The organism is Amycolatopsis sp. cmx-4-83, from assembly GCF_046548815.1.
Lineage (GTDB): Bacteria > Actinomycetota > Actinomycetes > Mycobacteriales > Pseudonocardiaceae > Amycolatopsis > Amycolatopsis pretoriensis_A.
Map to the genome: position 1 here is coordinate 320,132 of NZ_JAEBEF010000011.1, position 14,941 is coordinate 335,072.

Below are 14,941 nucleotides of genomic sequence, written 5' to 3' on the forward strand. Positions count from 1 at the left end.
CTGGATCAAGTTCGACGTGAGCGCGTTCCTGGACCAGTTCTGGAACAACACGTTCGACGGGTTGGCCTACGGCAGCATCTACGCGCTCGTGGCGCTGGGCTACACGCTCGTCTACGGCGTCCTGAAGCTCATCAACTTCGCCCATTCCGAAGTGTTCGTCTACGGCGTCTACGCGACGTGGTTCACCTTCTACGGCCTCGGGTTCCGGCCCGGCAACACGCCCACGCTGTCGGTGGTGGAGCTGATCGGCTTCTTCCTGCTGGCCCTGGTGGCGTCGATGGCGGTTTCCGGCGGCACGGCGGTGGTCCTGGAACGCGTGGCCTACCGCCCGCTGAGAAAACGCGGGGCGCCCAAGCTGGTGTTCCTGATCACCGCGATCGGCGCGTCCTTCGTGCTGCAGCAGCTGATCTTCATCTGGCGTGGCGGCAATGCCGAACTCGGTATCCGCTTGATGCGCAACGAAGAGGTCTTCACCCTCTTCGGCGGGAGCGTCACCAACGTCACGATCATCACGGTCATCGCCTCGATCGTGCTGATGCTGGGCGCCAACTACTTCGTCAACAAGACCAAGTTCGGGCGCGGTATCCGCGCGGTGGCGCAGGACCCGGACACGGCGACGCTGATGGGCGTGAACAAGGAACGCGTCATCGTGCTGACCTTCCTCATCGGCGGTCTGCTGGCGGGCGCGGCGGCCCTGTTCTACATGATGAAGATCCCGCAGGGCGCGTGGTACCAGGGCGGCTTCCTCCTCGGCATCAAGGCGTTCACCGCGGCGGTGCTCGGCGGTATCGGCAACCTGCGCGGCGCGCTGCTCGGCGGCCTGCTGCTCGGCGTCGTCGAGAACTACGGCCAGTCGCTCTTCGGCGGCGGGTGGCGCGACATCGTCGCGTTCGCCCTCCTGGTGCTGGTCCTGATGATCCGGCCCACCGGCATCCTCGGTGAGTCGCTCGGAAAGGCCCGGGTATGACGACGACCTCGACCCAGCCGGCGGTGGCGAGCCCCGGCAAGCACTCGCTGCGCGAGCGCTGGAACAACCTGAGCCGCGTCCAGCAGTGGGTCATCCTGATCCCGCTGGTGGTGCTCATCTACTTCCTGCCGGTGCTGAACCCGCCGATCCTGACCACCCAGCCGGGGTACGACTTCCCGATCGCGATGTTCGAGGTGGCCCGCTACGCGCTGGTCGCCATCGGTCTCAACGTCGTGGTCGGCCAGGCGGGCCTGCTGGATCTCGGCTACGTCGGGTTCTTCGCCATCGGCGCGTACGTGATGGCGCTGTTCACCAGCCCCGACTCGTCGCTTTCGCACCTGCCGTTCCTCGTCGTGCTCCCCATCGCGATGGTGGTCACGATGATCTTCGGTGTGATCCTCGGGACACCGACACTGCGGTTGCGCGGGGACTACCTGGCGATCGTGACGCTCGGGTTCGGCGAGATCGTCCGCCTGCTCGCGGACAACGTCGGCCCGCTGCGCGGCAACTCCGGGTTCCACGAGGTCGGGCACCCGCCGGGCACGAACGCCGACGGTTCGCCGCTGTTCAACAACTCGAACGGCATCCCCTGGTACTGGCTGTGCGTCACGCTGATCATCGCCGTCCTGTTCCTGGTCGGGAACCTGGAGCGCAGCCGCGTCGGCCGCGCGTGGGTCGCCATCCGGGACGACGAGGACGCGGCGGAGATCATGGGCGTGCCGACGTTCAAGTTCAAGATCTGGGCGTTCATCAGCGGCGCGGCGATCGGCGGCCTCTCCGGGGCGCTCTACGCCGGGCAGCTCGGCTTCGTGAACAACCAGAAGTTCGACGTCGTCACGTCGATGCTGTTCCTGGCCGCGGTGATCCTCGGCGGGTCGGGCAACAAGGTGGGTGTCCTCCTCGGCGCCTGCGTCGTCGCCTACGTCCCGCTGCGCTTCCAGGCGATCGCCGAGTACAAGTACCTGATCTTCGGCCTGGCGCTGATCATCCTGATGATCTTCCGGCCGCAGGGCCTGCTCGGTGCGCGCCAGCGCCTGCTCGCCTACGGCAGGCAGGCGTACCAACGACTGCTGGGCCGCGGTGAGCAGATCAGCAGTGACGGCGCGCTGCAGACCGAACCGACCCCGGGGAGCAAGTCATGACCGAGCCCCAGAACGGCGGGCCGGAGGTCGTCGCGGAGGGCGGCCTCGTCGCCGAACTGCAGCAGATGACGGCGGAGGAGCGGGCCGAGCACGACGCCGAGGTCGCCGAGGTCGTCGCGCCGGACCGCGACATCGAGGTCGAGGTCGGCGAGACGCTGCTCGAGGTCGACGACGTGACGATGCGCTTCGGCGGTCTCGTCGCGCTCGACCAGATCTCCTTCGGCATCCGCCGCGGCGAGATCCTCGGCCTGATCGGGCCGAACGGCGCGGGCAAGACGACGTGCTTCAACGCGATGACCGGCGTCTACCGGCCGACCTCGGGCGAGGTCCGGCTGGAGGGCAAGGCGCTGGGCAAGACGTCGCGGCACGGCATCACCCAGCTGGGTATCGCGCGGACGTTCCAGAACATCCGGCTCTTCAGCGAGATGACCGCGCTGGAGAACGTCGTCGTCGGCACCGACGCGCGGCACAAGACCAGCCTGCTCGGCGCGCTGGTCCGCTCCCCGCGCCACCACCGCGAGGAGAAGGCCGCCGTCGAGAAGGCGATGGCCCTGCTGGAGTTCGTCGGCATCGCCGACCGCGCGGCCGACCGGGCGAAGAACCTGCCCTACGGCTACCAGCGGCGCCTGGAGATCGCGCGGGCGCTGGCCACCGAGCCGAAGCTGCTCTGCCTGGACGAGCCCGCGGCGGGCTTCAACCCGGCGGAGAAGGAAGACCTGATGGGCCTGATCCGGACCATCCGCGACGACGGCTACACCGTGCTGCTCATCGAACACGACATGAAGCTCGTCATGGGCGTGACCGACCGGATCGTGGTGCTGGAGTTCGGCAAGAAGATCGCCGAAGGACTGCCCGCCGAGATCCGCGAGAACCCCGCGGTGATCGCGGCCTACCTGGGGGTGCCTGACGATGACGTTGCTTGAGTTGTCGGACGTGTCCGTCCACTACGGACGGATCCAGGCGGTTTCCGGGCTGTCCATCTCGGTCGAGGAAGGCGAGATCGTCACGCTGATCGGGGCCAACGGCGCCGGCAAGTCGACGACGATGCGGGCCATCTCGGGCATCCGGCCGATCTCGTCGGGCAAGATCACGTTCGCCGGCGAGGACATCTCCAAGCTGCGCGGCGACCTCCGGGTCGTCCGCGGCATCTCGCAGGCGCCGGAAGGCCGCGGGATCTTCCCGGGCATGACGGTGATGGAGAACCTCGACATGGGCGCCTACGCCCGCAAGGACCGCAAGGACCTGGCCGAGGACCTGGAACGGGTCTTCGAGCTGTTCCCGCGGCTGGCGGAGCGCAAGGGCCAGTTCGGCGGCACGATGTCCGGCGGCGAGCAGCAGATGCTCGCGATCGGGCGCGCGCTGATGGCGAAGCCGAAGCTGCTGCTGCTGGACGAGCCGTCGATGGGGCTCGCCCCGCAGTTCATCCAGCAGATCTTCCGGATCATCACGGAGATCAACAAGCAGGGCACCACCGTGCTGCTGGTGGAGCAGAACGCGCAGCAGGCGCTGTCCCGCGCCCACCGCGCGTACGTCCTCGAAACCGGCCGGATCACCAAGTCCGGCACCGGCAAGGAACTGCTCGCGGACAACAGCATCAAGGAGGCCTACCTGGGCGTCGGCTGACGTCCCGGCGGCTTTCACCCCGGCCCCGCACGCTCCGGCGTGCGGGGCCGGTTCGCGTTCCCGGCCACAACCACCGGTTGTCGTCGCGGTCCGGAAGGCTGTTGGACCCGCTCGTCTTCTCGCGGTTTGCTTGGGGCACAACGAAAACCGAGGAGCACGAGATGATCGAGGGTATCGCGGCCGGGGTGCCGTTCGTGGCGGTGCCGCCGGCGAACGCCGGCGAACCGGCGGCGCTGGTGGCCGGCTGGCACCTGATGGACGTGCCGTCGAGCGAGCAGGCGATGGCCGAGGCCGTGCCGATGGCGGGTCTCCAGGCGTGGCGGGTGTACTTCGGGTTGCCGCTGAGCGGGGCGCGGCTGCCCGAAGGCGGCCACGACGAGGTCTTCCGGCGCGCGGGCGAGGACGCCGTCCTGAACGTCTTCGAGCCCGTGACCGAGCAGGCGGCGGCCGAGTTCCCGGCGGCGCTGGCCGAGCTGCGCGACCGGCTGCCGGGCGCGAGCGGGCCGCTCGGGGTGTTCGGCGGCTCGGCCGGGGCGATCGTGGCGCTGGAGGTGCTGGCGCGCGGGGACGCCGAGATCACCGCCGCCGCGGTGGTCAGCCCGGTCGTCCAGCTCGCGCCGATGATCGCCGCCAACGAGCGGCGCTTCGGGGTGACCTACGCGTGGACCGAGCGGTCCCGCGCGGTCGCGGCGCGCTACGACTACGTGAACCGGGCCGCCGAGCTGACCGCGCCGCTGCTGCTCGTGACCGGGGCCGACGACGACGTCGCCGTGCGCGAACCGGCCGCGGCCCTGCACGAGAAGCTGGGTGCCGAGCTGGTGGCGGTCGAGGGGATGGCGCACGAACTCCCGCCGGGCACGCCGGCCGCGGCCCGGGTCGACGCCGCGTTCACCGGGTGGTTCGCGCGGCAGCTGCGAGGATGACGTCGTCGTCCGGCACCCAGGCGTGCGCCGGGTCGTAGGCGCACCAGTCCTCTTCGCGGCTGGTGCGCCCGGCCAGCGACATCAGCCGCTTCAGCGCCGGGTGCGCCTTCCCTCGCCGCCAGACCAGCGACCACGGGAACAGCGGCGACGGCTCGAACGGCAGCACCTTCAGGTTCAGGTCGGGCGCGAGCTCCATGTCCGCGCCGGCGAGCGTGACGCGCCGCTTGCCGTAGCGGGTCTGCTCCAGCGTGTGCCGCAGGTCGTAGCTGACGCCGGAGTCGTCGATCGGCACGCCGAAGCGGGTGCACAGCTCGTGCACGTAGGACAGCCATTCGGCGGGGCCGCCGTGCCCGGGCAGCCAGATCCCGTCGGCGCTGAGGTCGGTCAGCGGCAGGGTGTCCTGCACGGCGAGGGGGTGCTCCGGGGCGAGCAGGGCGACCAGCGGCTCCAGCCGGACGACCCGGTGCTCCAGCTCGTCGGGCAGCGCCCGCCCGAAGCCGTTCACCCGGCCGAAGGCGGCGTCGAGCTCGCCGCTCAGCAGCTTCTCGACGGCGGTGGCGAACCCGCCGCCGGCGACCTTGTCCACCCGCAGCCCCGCGTCCCGCTCGGCGAGCCGGCGCAGCAGGAACATCGGGGAGAGGCGGTAGTCGAGCAGGTCGAGGCGCAGCGGCCGGTCGTCGGCGCCCATGGCGGCCACCGCCGCGTCGGCCACCCGGACCAGCTCCCGCGCGTGCGGCAGGAACCGCTCGCCTTCGGCGGTCAGCTCGACCGACCGGTTGGTGCGCAGGAACAACGGCGTCGCGAGGGCGTCCTCGAGCTTGCGGATGCGCTTCGAGAGCGCCTGCTGGGTGAGGAACAGCGCCTGGGCGGCTCGCCCGAAGTGGCGCTGGTCCGCGGTCACCACGAACGCCCGCACCTGGGCGAGGTCGAGGTCCACCGGCTCAGGCGCCCGGCGGGCGGTCCCGGACGACGCAGGTGAGCCGGGCGGTGCAGGTGCGGCGGCCCTCGTCGTCGGTCAGCACGATCTCCGCGGTGATGGTGCCGCGGCCGACGTGCAGCGGCGTCGCGACCCCGGTGACGGTGCCCGCGCGCACGGCCCGGTGGTGGGTGCAGGACAGCTCGAGCCCCATCGCCGCGCGGCCGGGGCCCGCGTTGAGGGCCGCGACCGTCGAGCCCAGCGCCTCGGCGAGCACCGCGTTCGCGCCGCCGTGCAGCAGGCCGTAGGGCTGGAGGTTGCCCTCGACCGGGATCGTGCCGACCACGCGTTCGGCCGTCGCTTCGAGCAGCTTCATGCCGATCTTGTCGTTCAGCTGCTGGTCCGCCGCCGCCGGGTCGATGCCCGACAGCCGCTCCACGTCGATGGGGGCGGCACTGTCCGTCACACAAAGCTCCTGTTCCTATGCGACACGTAAGAGTGTCGGACCCTCAGCCTAGACTCGGGCCCGTGAGCCCGAGTGAGAAGACGACCGTTGCCAACGCCACAGGATCGACCAGCGTCGCCGAGCGCCCGAAGCTGCTGCTGATCGACGGCCATTCGATGGCCTACCGCGCGTTCTTCGCGCTGCCGGCGGAGAACTTCAAGACCAAGACCGGCCAGGTCACGAACGCGGTCTTCGGCTTCACCTCGATGCTCATCAACCTGCTCCGCGACGAAGCGCCGACCCACCTCGCGGTGGCGTTCGACCTCTCGCGCAAGACGTTCCGCTCGGAGACGTTCGCGGACTACAAGGCGAACCGCAGCGCGACCCCGGACGAGTTCCGCGGCCAGGTCGACCTGGTCAAGGAAGTCCTCGACGTGCTCGGCATCCCGTCGCTGACGAAGGAGAACTTCGAGGCCGACGACATCATCGCCACGCTCACGACGCAGGCGACGGCGGAGGGCTTCGACGTCCTGATCTGTACCGGCGACCGCGACGCGCTGCAGCTGGTCACCGAGCAGGTGACGGTGCTGTACCCGAAGCGCGGCGTGTCGGAGATGACCCGGTTCACGCCGGACGCCGTCGAGGAGAAGTACGGGCTCACCCCGCGGCAGTACCCGGACTTCGCGGCGCTGCGCGGCGACCCCTCGGACAACCTGCCGAACATCCCGGGCGTCGGCGAGAAGACCGCGGCCAAGTGGATCAAGCAGTTCGGCTCGCTCGACGATCTGATCGACCGCGTCGACGAGGTCAAGGGCAAGGCGGGGGAGGCGCTGCGGGCGCACCTCAGCTCGGTCCAGCTGAACCGCCAGCTCACCGAGCTGATCCGCGACGTCGAGCTGGAGATCGCCCCGGCCGGGCTGGAGCTGCGCCCGTGGGACCGCGAAGCCGTGCACGCGCTGTTCGACGAGCTGGAGTTCCGCGTGCTGCGGGACAGGCTGTTCGCGACGCTGCAGAGCGCCGAGCCGGAGGCCGACGAGGGCTTCGAGGTCTCGGGGGCCGCGCTCGCGCCCGGCGCGCTCGGCGCGTGGCTGGCGGCGCACGCGAGCGGGGGCGAGCCGGTGGCGCTGGCGTTCCGCGCGGTGGGCGCGTCCGTCCGCTCCGACCTGCGCGCGGTCGCTTTCGCGGCGGCGGACGGCGAAGGCGCGTATGTCGACGTCACGGCGATGGACCAGGCGGACGACGCCGCGCTGGCCGCCTGGTTCGCCGACCCGGAGATCCGCAAGACCGGCCACGACCTCAAGGTCGCGCTGCACGCGATCCACGCCCGCGGCTGGACGCTCGCCGGGCTCGCCATGGACACCGCGCTGGCCGCGTACCTGGTGCGCCCGGGCCAGCGCACGTTCGAGCTGGACGACCTCGCGCTGCGCTACCTGCACCGCGAGCTGCGCTCGGAGACCGACGGCGGCGACGGCCAGCTGTCGCTGCTCGACGGCGGCGCGGAAGGCCTGGAGCAGAAGGAAATCCAGGAAGAGCTCGTCAAGGCCCGCGCCATCTTCGAGCTGGCCGGCGCGCTCGAGAAGGAGCTGGAGGAGATCGGCGGCGCGAAGCTGCTCGCCGAGCTGGAGCTGCCGCTGCTGGAGGTCATCACCGAGCTGGAGATCGCCGGGGTCGCCGTCGACCTGGAGCAGCTGACCACGCTGGAAGCGCACTACCTTTCGCGCGTCACGCAGGCGGCCGAAGAGGCGTACGCGGTGATCGGCAAGCAGATCAACCTCGGTTCGCCGAAGCAGCTGCAGGTCGTGCTCTTCGACGAGCTCGGCATGCCGAAGACCAAGCGCACCAAGACCGGCTACACGACCGACGCCGAGGCGCTGCAGGGGCTGTTCGAGAAGACCGAACACCCGTTCCTGCAGCACATGCTGGAGCACCGGGACGCGACGAAGCTGCGCACGACGGTCGAGGGGCTGATCAAGTCCGTCGCCGACGACGGGCGCATCCACACCACGCTGCTGCAGACGATCGCGGCCACCGGGCGGCTGTCCTCGACCGAGCCCAACCTGCAGAACATCCCCGTGCGCACCGAGGAAGGCCGTCGCATCCGCGACGCGTTCGTCGTCGGTGAGGGCTTTTCCGAGCTGATGACCGCGGACTACAGCCAGATCGAAATGCGGATCATGGCGCACCTGTCGCAGGACGAGGGCCTGATCGAGGCGTTCAACTCCGGCGAGGACCTGCACACGTTCGTGGCGTCGCGGGCGTTCTCGATGCCGCCGGAGGAGATCACGCCGGAGCTGCGCTACCGCGTCAAGGCGATGTCGTACGGCCTCGCGTACGGGCTTTCGGCGTACGGGCTTTCGCAGCAGCTGCGGATTTCCACCGAGGACGCCAAGTCCCAGATGGAGGCGTACTTCGACCGCTTCGGCGGTGTGCGCGACTACCTCCACTCGGTGGTCGGGATCGCGGCGAAGAACGGTTACACCGAAACGGTCTTCGGCCGCCGCCGCTACCTGCCCGACCTCAACAGCGACAACCGCCAGCGCCGCGAGATGGCCGAGCGGATGGCGCTGAACGCCCCGATCCAGGGCAGCGCGGCCGACATCATCAAGGTCGCGATGCTCAACGTCCACCGCGAACTCGTCAAGGCGAAGCTGAAGAGCCGGATCCTGCTGCAGGTCCACGACGAACTCGTGCTGGAGGTCGCCGAAGGGGAGCGCGAACAGCTGGAGAAGCTGGTGCGCCACGGCATGGGCTCGGCGTACGAGCTCGCCGTGCCCCTCGAGGTCTCGGTCGGTTACGGGCGGTCCTGGAACGAAGCCGCGCACTGACCGTTCGCCTACTCTGCGTCGCGACCCGGATCACCGGGTCGTGGCGCGGGAGCACCCGGGCGGCCGTCGTCGGATGCCGTTCGCCGCGACGAAGCTGGCGGCATGGCCAGTGACTTCCAGCGACGCAAGATCTCCGTCGTCTTCGGCGCCCTCGACGCCGACGACGACGGGTACCTGACCGAGTCCGATTTCCGGGCGCTCACGGCGAGGTGGCTCGACGTGCGCGGCACCGACGGCGGCAGCCCCGACGGCGAGAAGCTCGCCGCGATCATGATGGGCTGGTGGGCGACCCTGCGTGCGGCGTCCGACCGCGACCGCGACGGCAAGGTCTCCCTCGACGAGGTCCTCGGCGTCGTCGACGAACTCCCGCAGATGCCGGGCGCCGTCACCGGCACGGCCGCGGCGATGTTCGAAGCGGTCGACGAAAACGGCGACGGCGCGATCTCGGCAGCGGAGTACCACCGGATGATCGAGGCGTGGAGCGGCGCCACGACGTCCACCGGCGACGCGTTCGCGCTGCTCGACACCGACGGCGACGGCCGGCTTTCCCACGACGAGTTCACCGGCCACTGGTACGAGTTCTGGGCGGGCGACGACCCGGCCGCGCCGGGCAGCTGGGTGTTCGGCCGGGTTTGACGAGTTTGCCGGTGCAGTGTCCGGTGATCTTTCGGGCAGACCGCTCAGCGAGCAGTCGGTCCCGCTGAGCGGTCTCCCCGGGGGCTCGTTCAGTCATCCGCGCACGAAAACCGTTGGCATTGCGACGAACGGAGGACTCCGTTCGGGTGAGCTATTACCGCTGGGTAGGGAGGTCGGCGCCCGAGGCGCGGCGATCACGGCGTAGGGTCCGCCGAATGGGGTTCGAGCGTGAGCGACGACGCTGGCGGGTCCGGCTGCACGACGAACTCGGCCGGGTGTGCGGGGCGGGCACGGTACTGGACGAGTACCACGTGCTGACGAGCGCGCACGTCGTCGAGACGGCCGGCGGGCCGAGGTCCGCGCTGACCGTCGACTTCGTCGGCCTGGCCGAGGCACTGCCCGGCACCGCGACCGTCGTCGAAGGCTGCTGGGTGCCCTCCGACGGTGGCGGGCACGGCGATCTCGCCCTGCTGCGCCTGGACCGCCCCGAATCGCGCGTGTTCCGCGCGCCGCTGCACCGCATGCCGCTGGGCGAGCACCAGCTCGTGCGCGCGTTCGGCTTCCCGCCCGGCTCGGTCGGCCGGTGGACGCACGCCCGGCTCGGCGCCCCGGAACCGACCGGCGGCGAGTGGGTCCGCCTGTTCCGCACCGCCGAAGCCGAACCGCTCGGCCCCGGCTTCGGCGGCACGGCGGTGCTCGACGAGGCGACCGGCCACGTCGTCGGCGTGGTCGTGGGCAAGGACACCGGGACGTGGATGGTGCCCGTCGAAACCATGCTCGGCCACCTGCCGCAGCTGAGCATCTGGACGTCCGGCAGCCCCGCCGTCGACGCCAGCTTTTCGCGCCCGGTCGGGGAAGCCGTCGACGTCTCGTTCGTGCAGCGCGTCGCGGACTGGTTCGCGAAGGCCGAGCCCGGCACGGTCTGGGTGGTCGACACCGGCGAGGCGGGCTCACCGGTGGCGGCGGCCCTGCGGTTCGGCATCGTCCTGGCCGACCGCGAACGTTCGCTTGGCGTGGCCGGCCTGCCGCCCGCGTTCGGGCAGATGCCGCCGGCGGGCAGCGTCGACCTGGCCGTCGACGCGACCGGCCGCACCGCCGACGCCGTCCGCCACCGCATCGCCGACCGGCTGACGAACGGGGTCGCCGGCCGCACCCTGGTCGTCGACGCGATCGACGACTCCGCCGAACCCGACCGCCTGGTCGGCGAGGTGCTCGCCCCGCTGGCCGGCCGCGCGGCCGAGCTGGGACTGCGCCTGCTGCTGGGTTTCCGCGAGGAGTCGTCCCCGGGAGTGGCGGCGGTCCGCGCGGGCACGGCGGCGGCCCGCCCGGCCCCGGACGACCTCGCCGGCCGCCTCGAGGTGCTGACGCAGGCGGTGGCGGAGCTCGCGGAGATCGAGGCGTACCAGCTGCGCGTGGCGACGCGCTTCACGGGCGTGGCCATGCTCCCGGCCCGCGCCCACCGCCTCCGCGGCGCGCTGAAGCAGCTGCGTTCGGCGGAGGTCGACGGCGACGCGGAGTGGGTGGAGCGCCACATCGACAGCCACGAGCACGCGGTAGCCCCAGCGGTCGAGGACGGCCGCCGCCAGCGCGCGGTCCTGGACGGCTTGATGGCCCGCCGCGAGGAACTCCGAGCGCGCCTGGCGGGCGACAACGAGCTGGCCCGCGAGCACGGGCTGGAGAGCGACCCGGAACTGGACCAGGCGTACGTCCCGGCGAAGCGCCTGCTGATCGACGGCCCGTGCGAGCTGACGGCAGCGGCCACGGCGGTGGACACGTACGCGGCAGCGGTCCGGGCGCGGTTGGAAGACCGCGGCTGAGCCGTCAGTTCTGGCGCCCGTCCGCGACCGCATCAGGCTCGGCCACCTCACTCGGCTGAGCCGATCACCCGAGACGGCCGCGCGGGACTACGGCTTGTGCGGGCGTTGGGAACGGTGAGTGGCAGCGGTCCGGGCCCGTCCGGAGGACCGCGGCTGAGCCGTCCGTTGTGGCCCCGGCCGCGACCACACCAAGCTCGGCCACCTCACGCGGCTGAACCAACCACCCCGAGACGGCCGCGCTCGAACATGCCTTGTACGGGCGTTGCCGAACCGCGAGCGGCAGCGGTCCGAGCCCGCCCGGAAGACCGCGGCTGACCTCAAGTTTCGTGAAGGCCACCTCCAGGAACTCTGCGTTCCTCAAGGTGACCTTCACGGCTTTCGCCCCACGGAATTGTCGGTGCCGCCCGGTAGCGTGGAAAACGGGGGCGCCCCCGCGGGCCAGGCTGAGCTACCGCCGCCCCAGACCCCGGATCAGCACCATCACCGCATCCCGGACCTCCGCCCGGGTCCGCTGTGGTCCGAACACCTGCCAGTCCAGCGCCACCACCAACATGGTCCCGAACAGTCCCGCCGCCGCCGTCGGGATCTCCACTCCCTCCGGCAGGCGCCCCGCCGACTCCAACCGGGACAGCTGCTGCTTCACGATCGAGATGATCTCCTCGCGCAGCAGCGAAAGCGTCCCGTGCCACTGGCCCGGCGTCCGCCACAGCTCGCTCACCAGGATCTGCGAAAACCCCGGGTACTGCGCGATGAACTCCAGCGTCGTGTCGACCTGCGCCTCGATCACCGCCAGCGGGTCCGCGTCCGAAACGGCGGAGCGCAACCGGAGAGCGAGCATGTCGACGCCGTACCGCAGGAGCGCGTCGACGAGGCCGTCCTTCGAGCCGAAGTTGTAGTACACCGTCCCCTTCGCGACCCCGGCCGCCGCCGCGATGTCGTCGACCGTCAGGCCGACCAGGCCCCGGCTCTTCGAGAGCTCCAATGTGGCCTCGAAGAGCTTCTGCTTCGTCCCGCCGCTCACAGGCTCAGTTCGGGCTTGAGCGCGGACACCGTCCAAACGCGACGTTTGCGCGCGGCCAGCGTGGACACCAGGATCCCGCCCACCAGGTAGGCCAGCAGCACGCCGATGTCGCCGAGCAGGTTCACCGTCGCGCCGCTGTAGAACAGGTGGCGGAAGCCGTCGATCGCGTAGCCCATCGGCAGCGCCACGTGCAACGGGTACAGCGCGTCCGGGATCGTCTGCCAGGGGAACGTGCCGCCCGCGCTGACCAGCTGCAGCACCAGCAGCACCAGGCCGAGGAACTTGCCGACCGCGCCGAAGAACGCGTTGAGCGCGTGCACGACCGACGTGAACGTCAGCGACACCAGCACCGCGAACCCGATCGCGCCCAGCGGGTGGGCGATGTGGATGCCGACCAGCCACGTCACCGCGCCGAAGAGGACGACCACCTGCGCGATGCCCAGCAGCGCCGAGGACAGCCAGCCGCCCACCGCGACGCGGAACGGGGCCGCGCCCGCCGTCAGGGCCCGCGTCGACAGCGGCCGCAGGATCAGGAACAGCACGAACGCGCCGATCCACGTGGCCAGCGAGATGAAGAACGGGGCCAGCCCCGCGCCGTACGTCCCCGCCGACGCCTCGCCGTTGGCGTTCACCGCCACCGGGTCCGCGATCGTGGTGGCCGTCGCGGTGCGGGTCGGGTCGTCCGGGTTCGGGATCTGCTGGAGCCCGGCCGCCAGCCCGTCGCGCAGCTTCACCGCGCCGTCCGCGAGCTGGTTCGTGCCGTTGACGGCGGTCTTTTCGCCGTCGTTGAGCTGCGAAGCGCCGTCGCGCAGCTGGTTCGCCCCGTCGGACGCCTGTGCGATGCCGCTCGCCAGCTGCGGGGACGCCGCCGCGAGCTTGGCCGCGCCGTCGGACACCTGGCGGGCGCCGTCGGCCAGCTTCGCGAGGTCGCCGTTGGCCTGCTGGATCTTGCCGTTGGCCTGGTCGACGGGGGAGCGCAGCTGGTCGGCCTTCGCGAGGATCGCCTGCACCTGCGTCTCCGGCACGCCGGCGTCGCGCAGGTCGGTCTGCAGCTGGCTGCGGTAGGAGTCGAGCTTGCCCTGGATGTCCGACGACGCCGTCGCGGCGATCGAAGCCGCGTCGGCGACCTTCTGGTCCCCGGCGGCCACCTGCGAAGCGCCGTTCGCGAGCTGCTGCGTCTGCGACGGCAGGGAAGCGGTGCCGCTCTTGATCGTGCCCAGGCCGGTCGCCAGCGTCGACGAGCCGTCCGCTAGCTTCGCCGCGCCGTCGGCCAGCTTCTGCTGCCCCGTCTTGAGCTGCGTGGCGCCGTCGGCGAGCTGGGACGCGCCGGTCGAAGCCTCCTGGATCTTCGCGTAGATCGTGGAGAAGCCGACCAGGAACCGGTCCGCTGCCTCGCTGCCGACCTTCTCCGCGATCGTCTTGCGCACCTGCTCGGCGACCTGCTTCGCGATCGTGCCGGACAGGTAGTTGTTGGCGTCGTTGGTGGTCAGCGTGATCGTCGCCTGCTGCGGCTGGAAGTTGCCGACCGACAGCAGCGCGGCGGAGAAGCCGCTCGGGATGCCGATGGCGAACGAGTACTTGTCGTCGCGGACGCCGTCGCGGGCCTCCTGCTCGGACACCTCGTGCCACTGGAAGGTGCCGGACTTGACCAGCTCGTCGGTCACCTCGCGGCCGACGTTGCGCTGCTGACCGCTCGCATCCTTCGCGCCGCTGTCGCTGGTGAAGACCGCGGCGGGCAGCTTGTCGAGCCGGCCGTACGGGTCGTAGTTCGCGTAGAGGTAGAAGGACGCGTAGAGCAGCGGTACCAGCACGAGCGCGACCAGCGCGAGCTTCGGCATCGTGCCGGTGGACAGGCGGCGCAGCTCGTTGCGCGCGATGCGGAAGGCGTTCATTCGGAGACCTCGTCAGTGCTCTCGGGGAGCTCTTCGGTGGGGGCGGGTGCGGGGGCGTGGTGCTGCGGCTCCGGCTGCTCGGCGGCGCCGAGGCGCGCGGGCGGGAAGGGGAGCGCGGACAGCGGGGTGGTCGCGGTCAGCACGACGACGGCGAGACCGCGCCCGGCCAGCTCGCGCGCGAGCCCGGCCCAGCTGTCGACGTCGCTGGTGTGCCGGTCCGGGGTGTCGAGGACGAGCACGCGCACGCCCTTGCGCTCCGCGGCCAGCTCGGTCAGCAGCCGGGTGCGCAGGGTGGGCGCGAGGTTCTCGAACCGCGTGCCCGCGAACGGCGCGGCGTCGTGCTCGCCGAGCCATCGGGCGACGTCCTCCTTGCCCGCCGGGCGGTGCGCCAGCGCGAGCTCCTCGCCGGCGACCACGCGCAGGGGCAGGGCGTCGTCGGGTTCGCTGACGTCCGGCGCGTCGACGACCGCGACGAGCTCCGTCAGGCCCGCGTCGACGCCCTCGGCGTGCACCGTGCCGGTGGTCGGCTTGAGCCGCCCGGCCAGCGCCAGGCCGAACGCCGTGACGCCGACGCCGGGTTCGCCGTGCACGATCGCCAGGTCGCCTTCGCCGAACGTCAGCGAGGTGGGCGGTAACAAGGTGCCGTGGTGCCCTTCGAGGGACACGCGATCGGCTCGGACCTGCACGATTTCTCCCGCTTCGCGAACTTTTGAACTGACCGGTCAGTTCAAAAA

The 14,941-nt window shown here is 71.0% G+C and carries 13 protein-coding genes; 8 read left to right on the top strand and 5 right to left on the bottom strand.

The features are described from left to right. Nucleotides 1–16: 16 nt before the first annotated feature. From ACLJQM_RS33660 to ACLJQM_RS33680, 5 genes are all read left to right on the top strand, one after another. Nucleotides 17–967, top strand: coding sequence for a branched-chain amino acid ABC transporter permease (locus ACLJQM_RS33660; RefSeq protein WP_410634384.1), 951 nt, complete (start codon nucleotides 17–19; stop codon nucleotides 965–967). After that, nucleotides 964–2,109 (top strand): branched-chain amino acid ABC transporter permease, encoded by a 1,146-nt coding sequence (locus ACLJQM_RS33665; RefSeq protein WP_410634386.1) that lies wholly within the window; start codon nucleotides 964–966, stop codon nucleotides 2,107–2,109. The genes ACLJQM_RS33660 and ACLJQM_RS33665 overlap by 4 nt, the downstream gene beginning before the upstream one ends. Beyond that, nucleotides 2,106–3,032 carry an ABC transporter ATP-binding protein gene (locus ACLJQM_RS33670; RefSeq protein ID WP_247021338.1) on the top strand — a complete coding sequence of 309 codons (927 nt, stop codon included), beginning with the start codon at nucleotides 2,106–2,108 and terminating at the stop codon, nucleotides 3,030–3,032. The genes ACLJQM_RS33665 and ACLJQM_RS33670 overlap by 4 nt, the downstream gene beginning before the upstream one ends. Next, nucleotides 3,019–3,732, top strand: a complete 714-nt coding sequence (locus ACLJQM_RS33675; protein ID WP_247021340.1) for an ABC transporter ATP-binding protein — start codon at nucleotides 3,019–3,021, stop codon at nucleotides 3,730–3,732. The genes ACLJQM_RS33670 and ACLJQM_RS33675 overlap by 14 nt, the downstream gene beginning before the upstream one ends. A gap of 161 nt (nucleotides 3,733–3,893) precedes the next feature. Beyond that, nucleotides 3,894–4,655, top strand: a complete 762-nt coding sequence (locus ACLJQM_RS33680) for an alpha/beta hydrolase family protein (protein WP_360770151.1) — start codon at nucleotides 3,894–3,896, stop codon at nucleotides 4,653–4,655. On the opposite strand, the gene ACLJQM_RS33685 is transcribed toward ACLJQM_RS33680, so the two are convergent. Both ACLJQM_RS33685 and ACLJQM_RS33690 read right to left on the bottom strand, forming a co-directional pair. Continuing rightward, nucleotides 4,621–5,592, bottom strand: a complete 972-nt coding sequence (locus ACLJQM_RS33685; RefSeq protein WP_360770153.1) for a LysR family transcriptional regulator — start codon at nucleotides 5,590–5,592, stop codon at nucleotides 4,621–4,623. The two genes, ACLJQM_RS33680 and ACLJQM_RS33685, sit on opposite strands and share 35 nt — an antisense overlap. Before the next feature lie 4 nt (nucleotides 5,593–5,596). Continuing rightward, nucleotides 5,597–6,037 carry a PaaI family thioesterase gene (locus tag ACLJQM_RS33690; protein WP_086858832.1) on the bottom strand — a complete coding sequence of 147 codons (441 nt, stop codon included), beginning with the start codon at nucleotides 6,035–6,037 and terminating at the stop codon, nucleotides 5,597–5,599. A 62-nt stretch (nucleotides 6,038–6,099) separates the two neighbouring features. Between ACLJQM_RS33690 and polA the strand changes: the two genes are divergently transcribed. The 3 genes from polA (at nucleotide 6,100) to ACLJQM_RS33705 (ending at nucleotide 11,294) form a co-directional block, all read left to right on the top strand. Next, nucleotides 6,100–8,841: a DNA polymerase I gene (gene polA, locus ACLJQM_RS33695; RefSeq protein ID WP_410634388.1), complete on the top strand. Its 2,742-nt coding sequence runs from the start codon at nucleotides 6,100–6,102 to the stop codon at nucleotides 8,839–8,841. A gap of 102 nt (nucleotides 8,842–8,943) precedes the next feature. Continuing rightward, a complete protein-coding gene (locus ACLJQM_RS33700) occupies nucleotides 8,944–9,477 on the top strand; it encodes an EF-hand domain-containing protein (RefSeq protein ID WP_360770160.1) in 534 nt (177 codons plus the stop codon). A 215-nt stretch (nucleotides 9,478–9,692) separates the two neighbouring features. Beyond that, nucleotides 9,693–11,294 (top strand): trypsin-like peptidase domain-containing protein, encoded by a 1,602-nt coding sequence (locus tag ACLJQM_RS33705; RefSeq protein ID WP_360770162.1) that lies wholly within the window; start codon nucleotides 9,693–9,695, stop codon nucleotides 11,292–11,294. 448 nt (nucleotides 11,295–11,742) lie between these two features. Here ACLJQM_RS33705 and ACLJQM_RS33710 read toward each other — a convergent pair whose 3' ends face one another. From ACLJQM_RS33710 to ACLJQM_RS33720, 3 genes are read right to left on the bottom strand one after another with little or no spacing between them, the layout of a single operon-like run. Then, on the bottom strand, nucleotides 11,743–12,315 hold the full coding sequence (locus ACLJQM_RS33710; protein ID WP_247021350.1) for a TetR/AcrR family transcriptional regulator: 573 nt from the start codon (nucleotides 12,313–12,315) through the stop codon (nucleotides 11,743–11,745). Then, nucleotides 12,312–14,207 (bottom strand): YhgE/Pip domain-containing protein, encoded by a 1,896-nt coding sequence (locus tag ACLJQM_RS33715; RefSeq protein WP_360770165.1) that lies wholly within the window; start codon nucleotides 14,205–14,207, stop codon nucleotides 12,312–12,314. The genes ACLJQM_RS33710 and ACLJQM_RS33715 overlap by 4 nt, the downstream gene beginning before the upstream one ends. Beyond that, nucleotides 14,204–14,893, bottom strand: a complete 690-nt coding sequence (locus ACLJQM_RS33720) for an ABC transporter ATP-binding protein (RefSeq protein ID WP_410634389.1) — start codon at nucleotides 14,891–14,893, stop codon at nucleotides 14,204–14,206. Before ACLJQM_RS33720 ends, ACLJQM_RS33715 begins: the two co-directional genes overlap by 4 nt. Nucleotides 14,894–14,941: the final 48 nt, after the last annotated feature.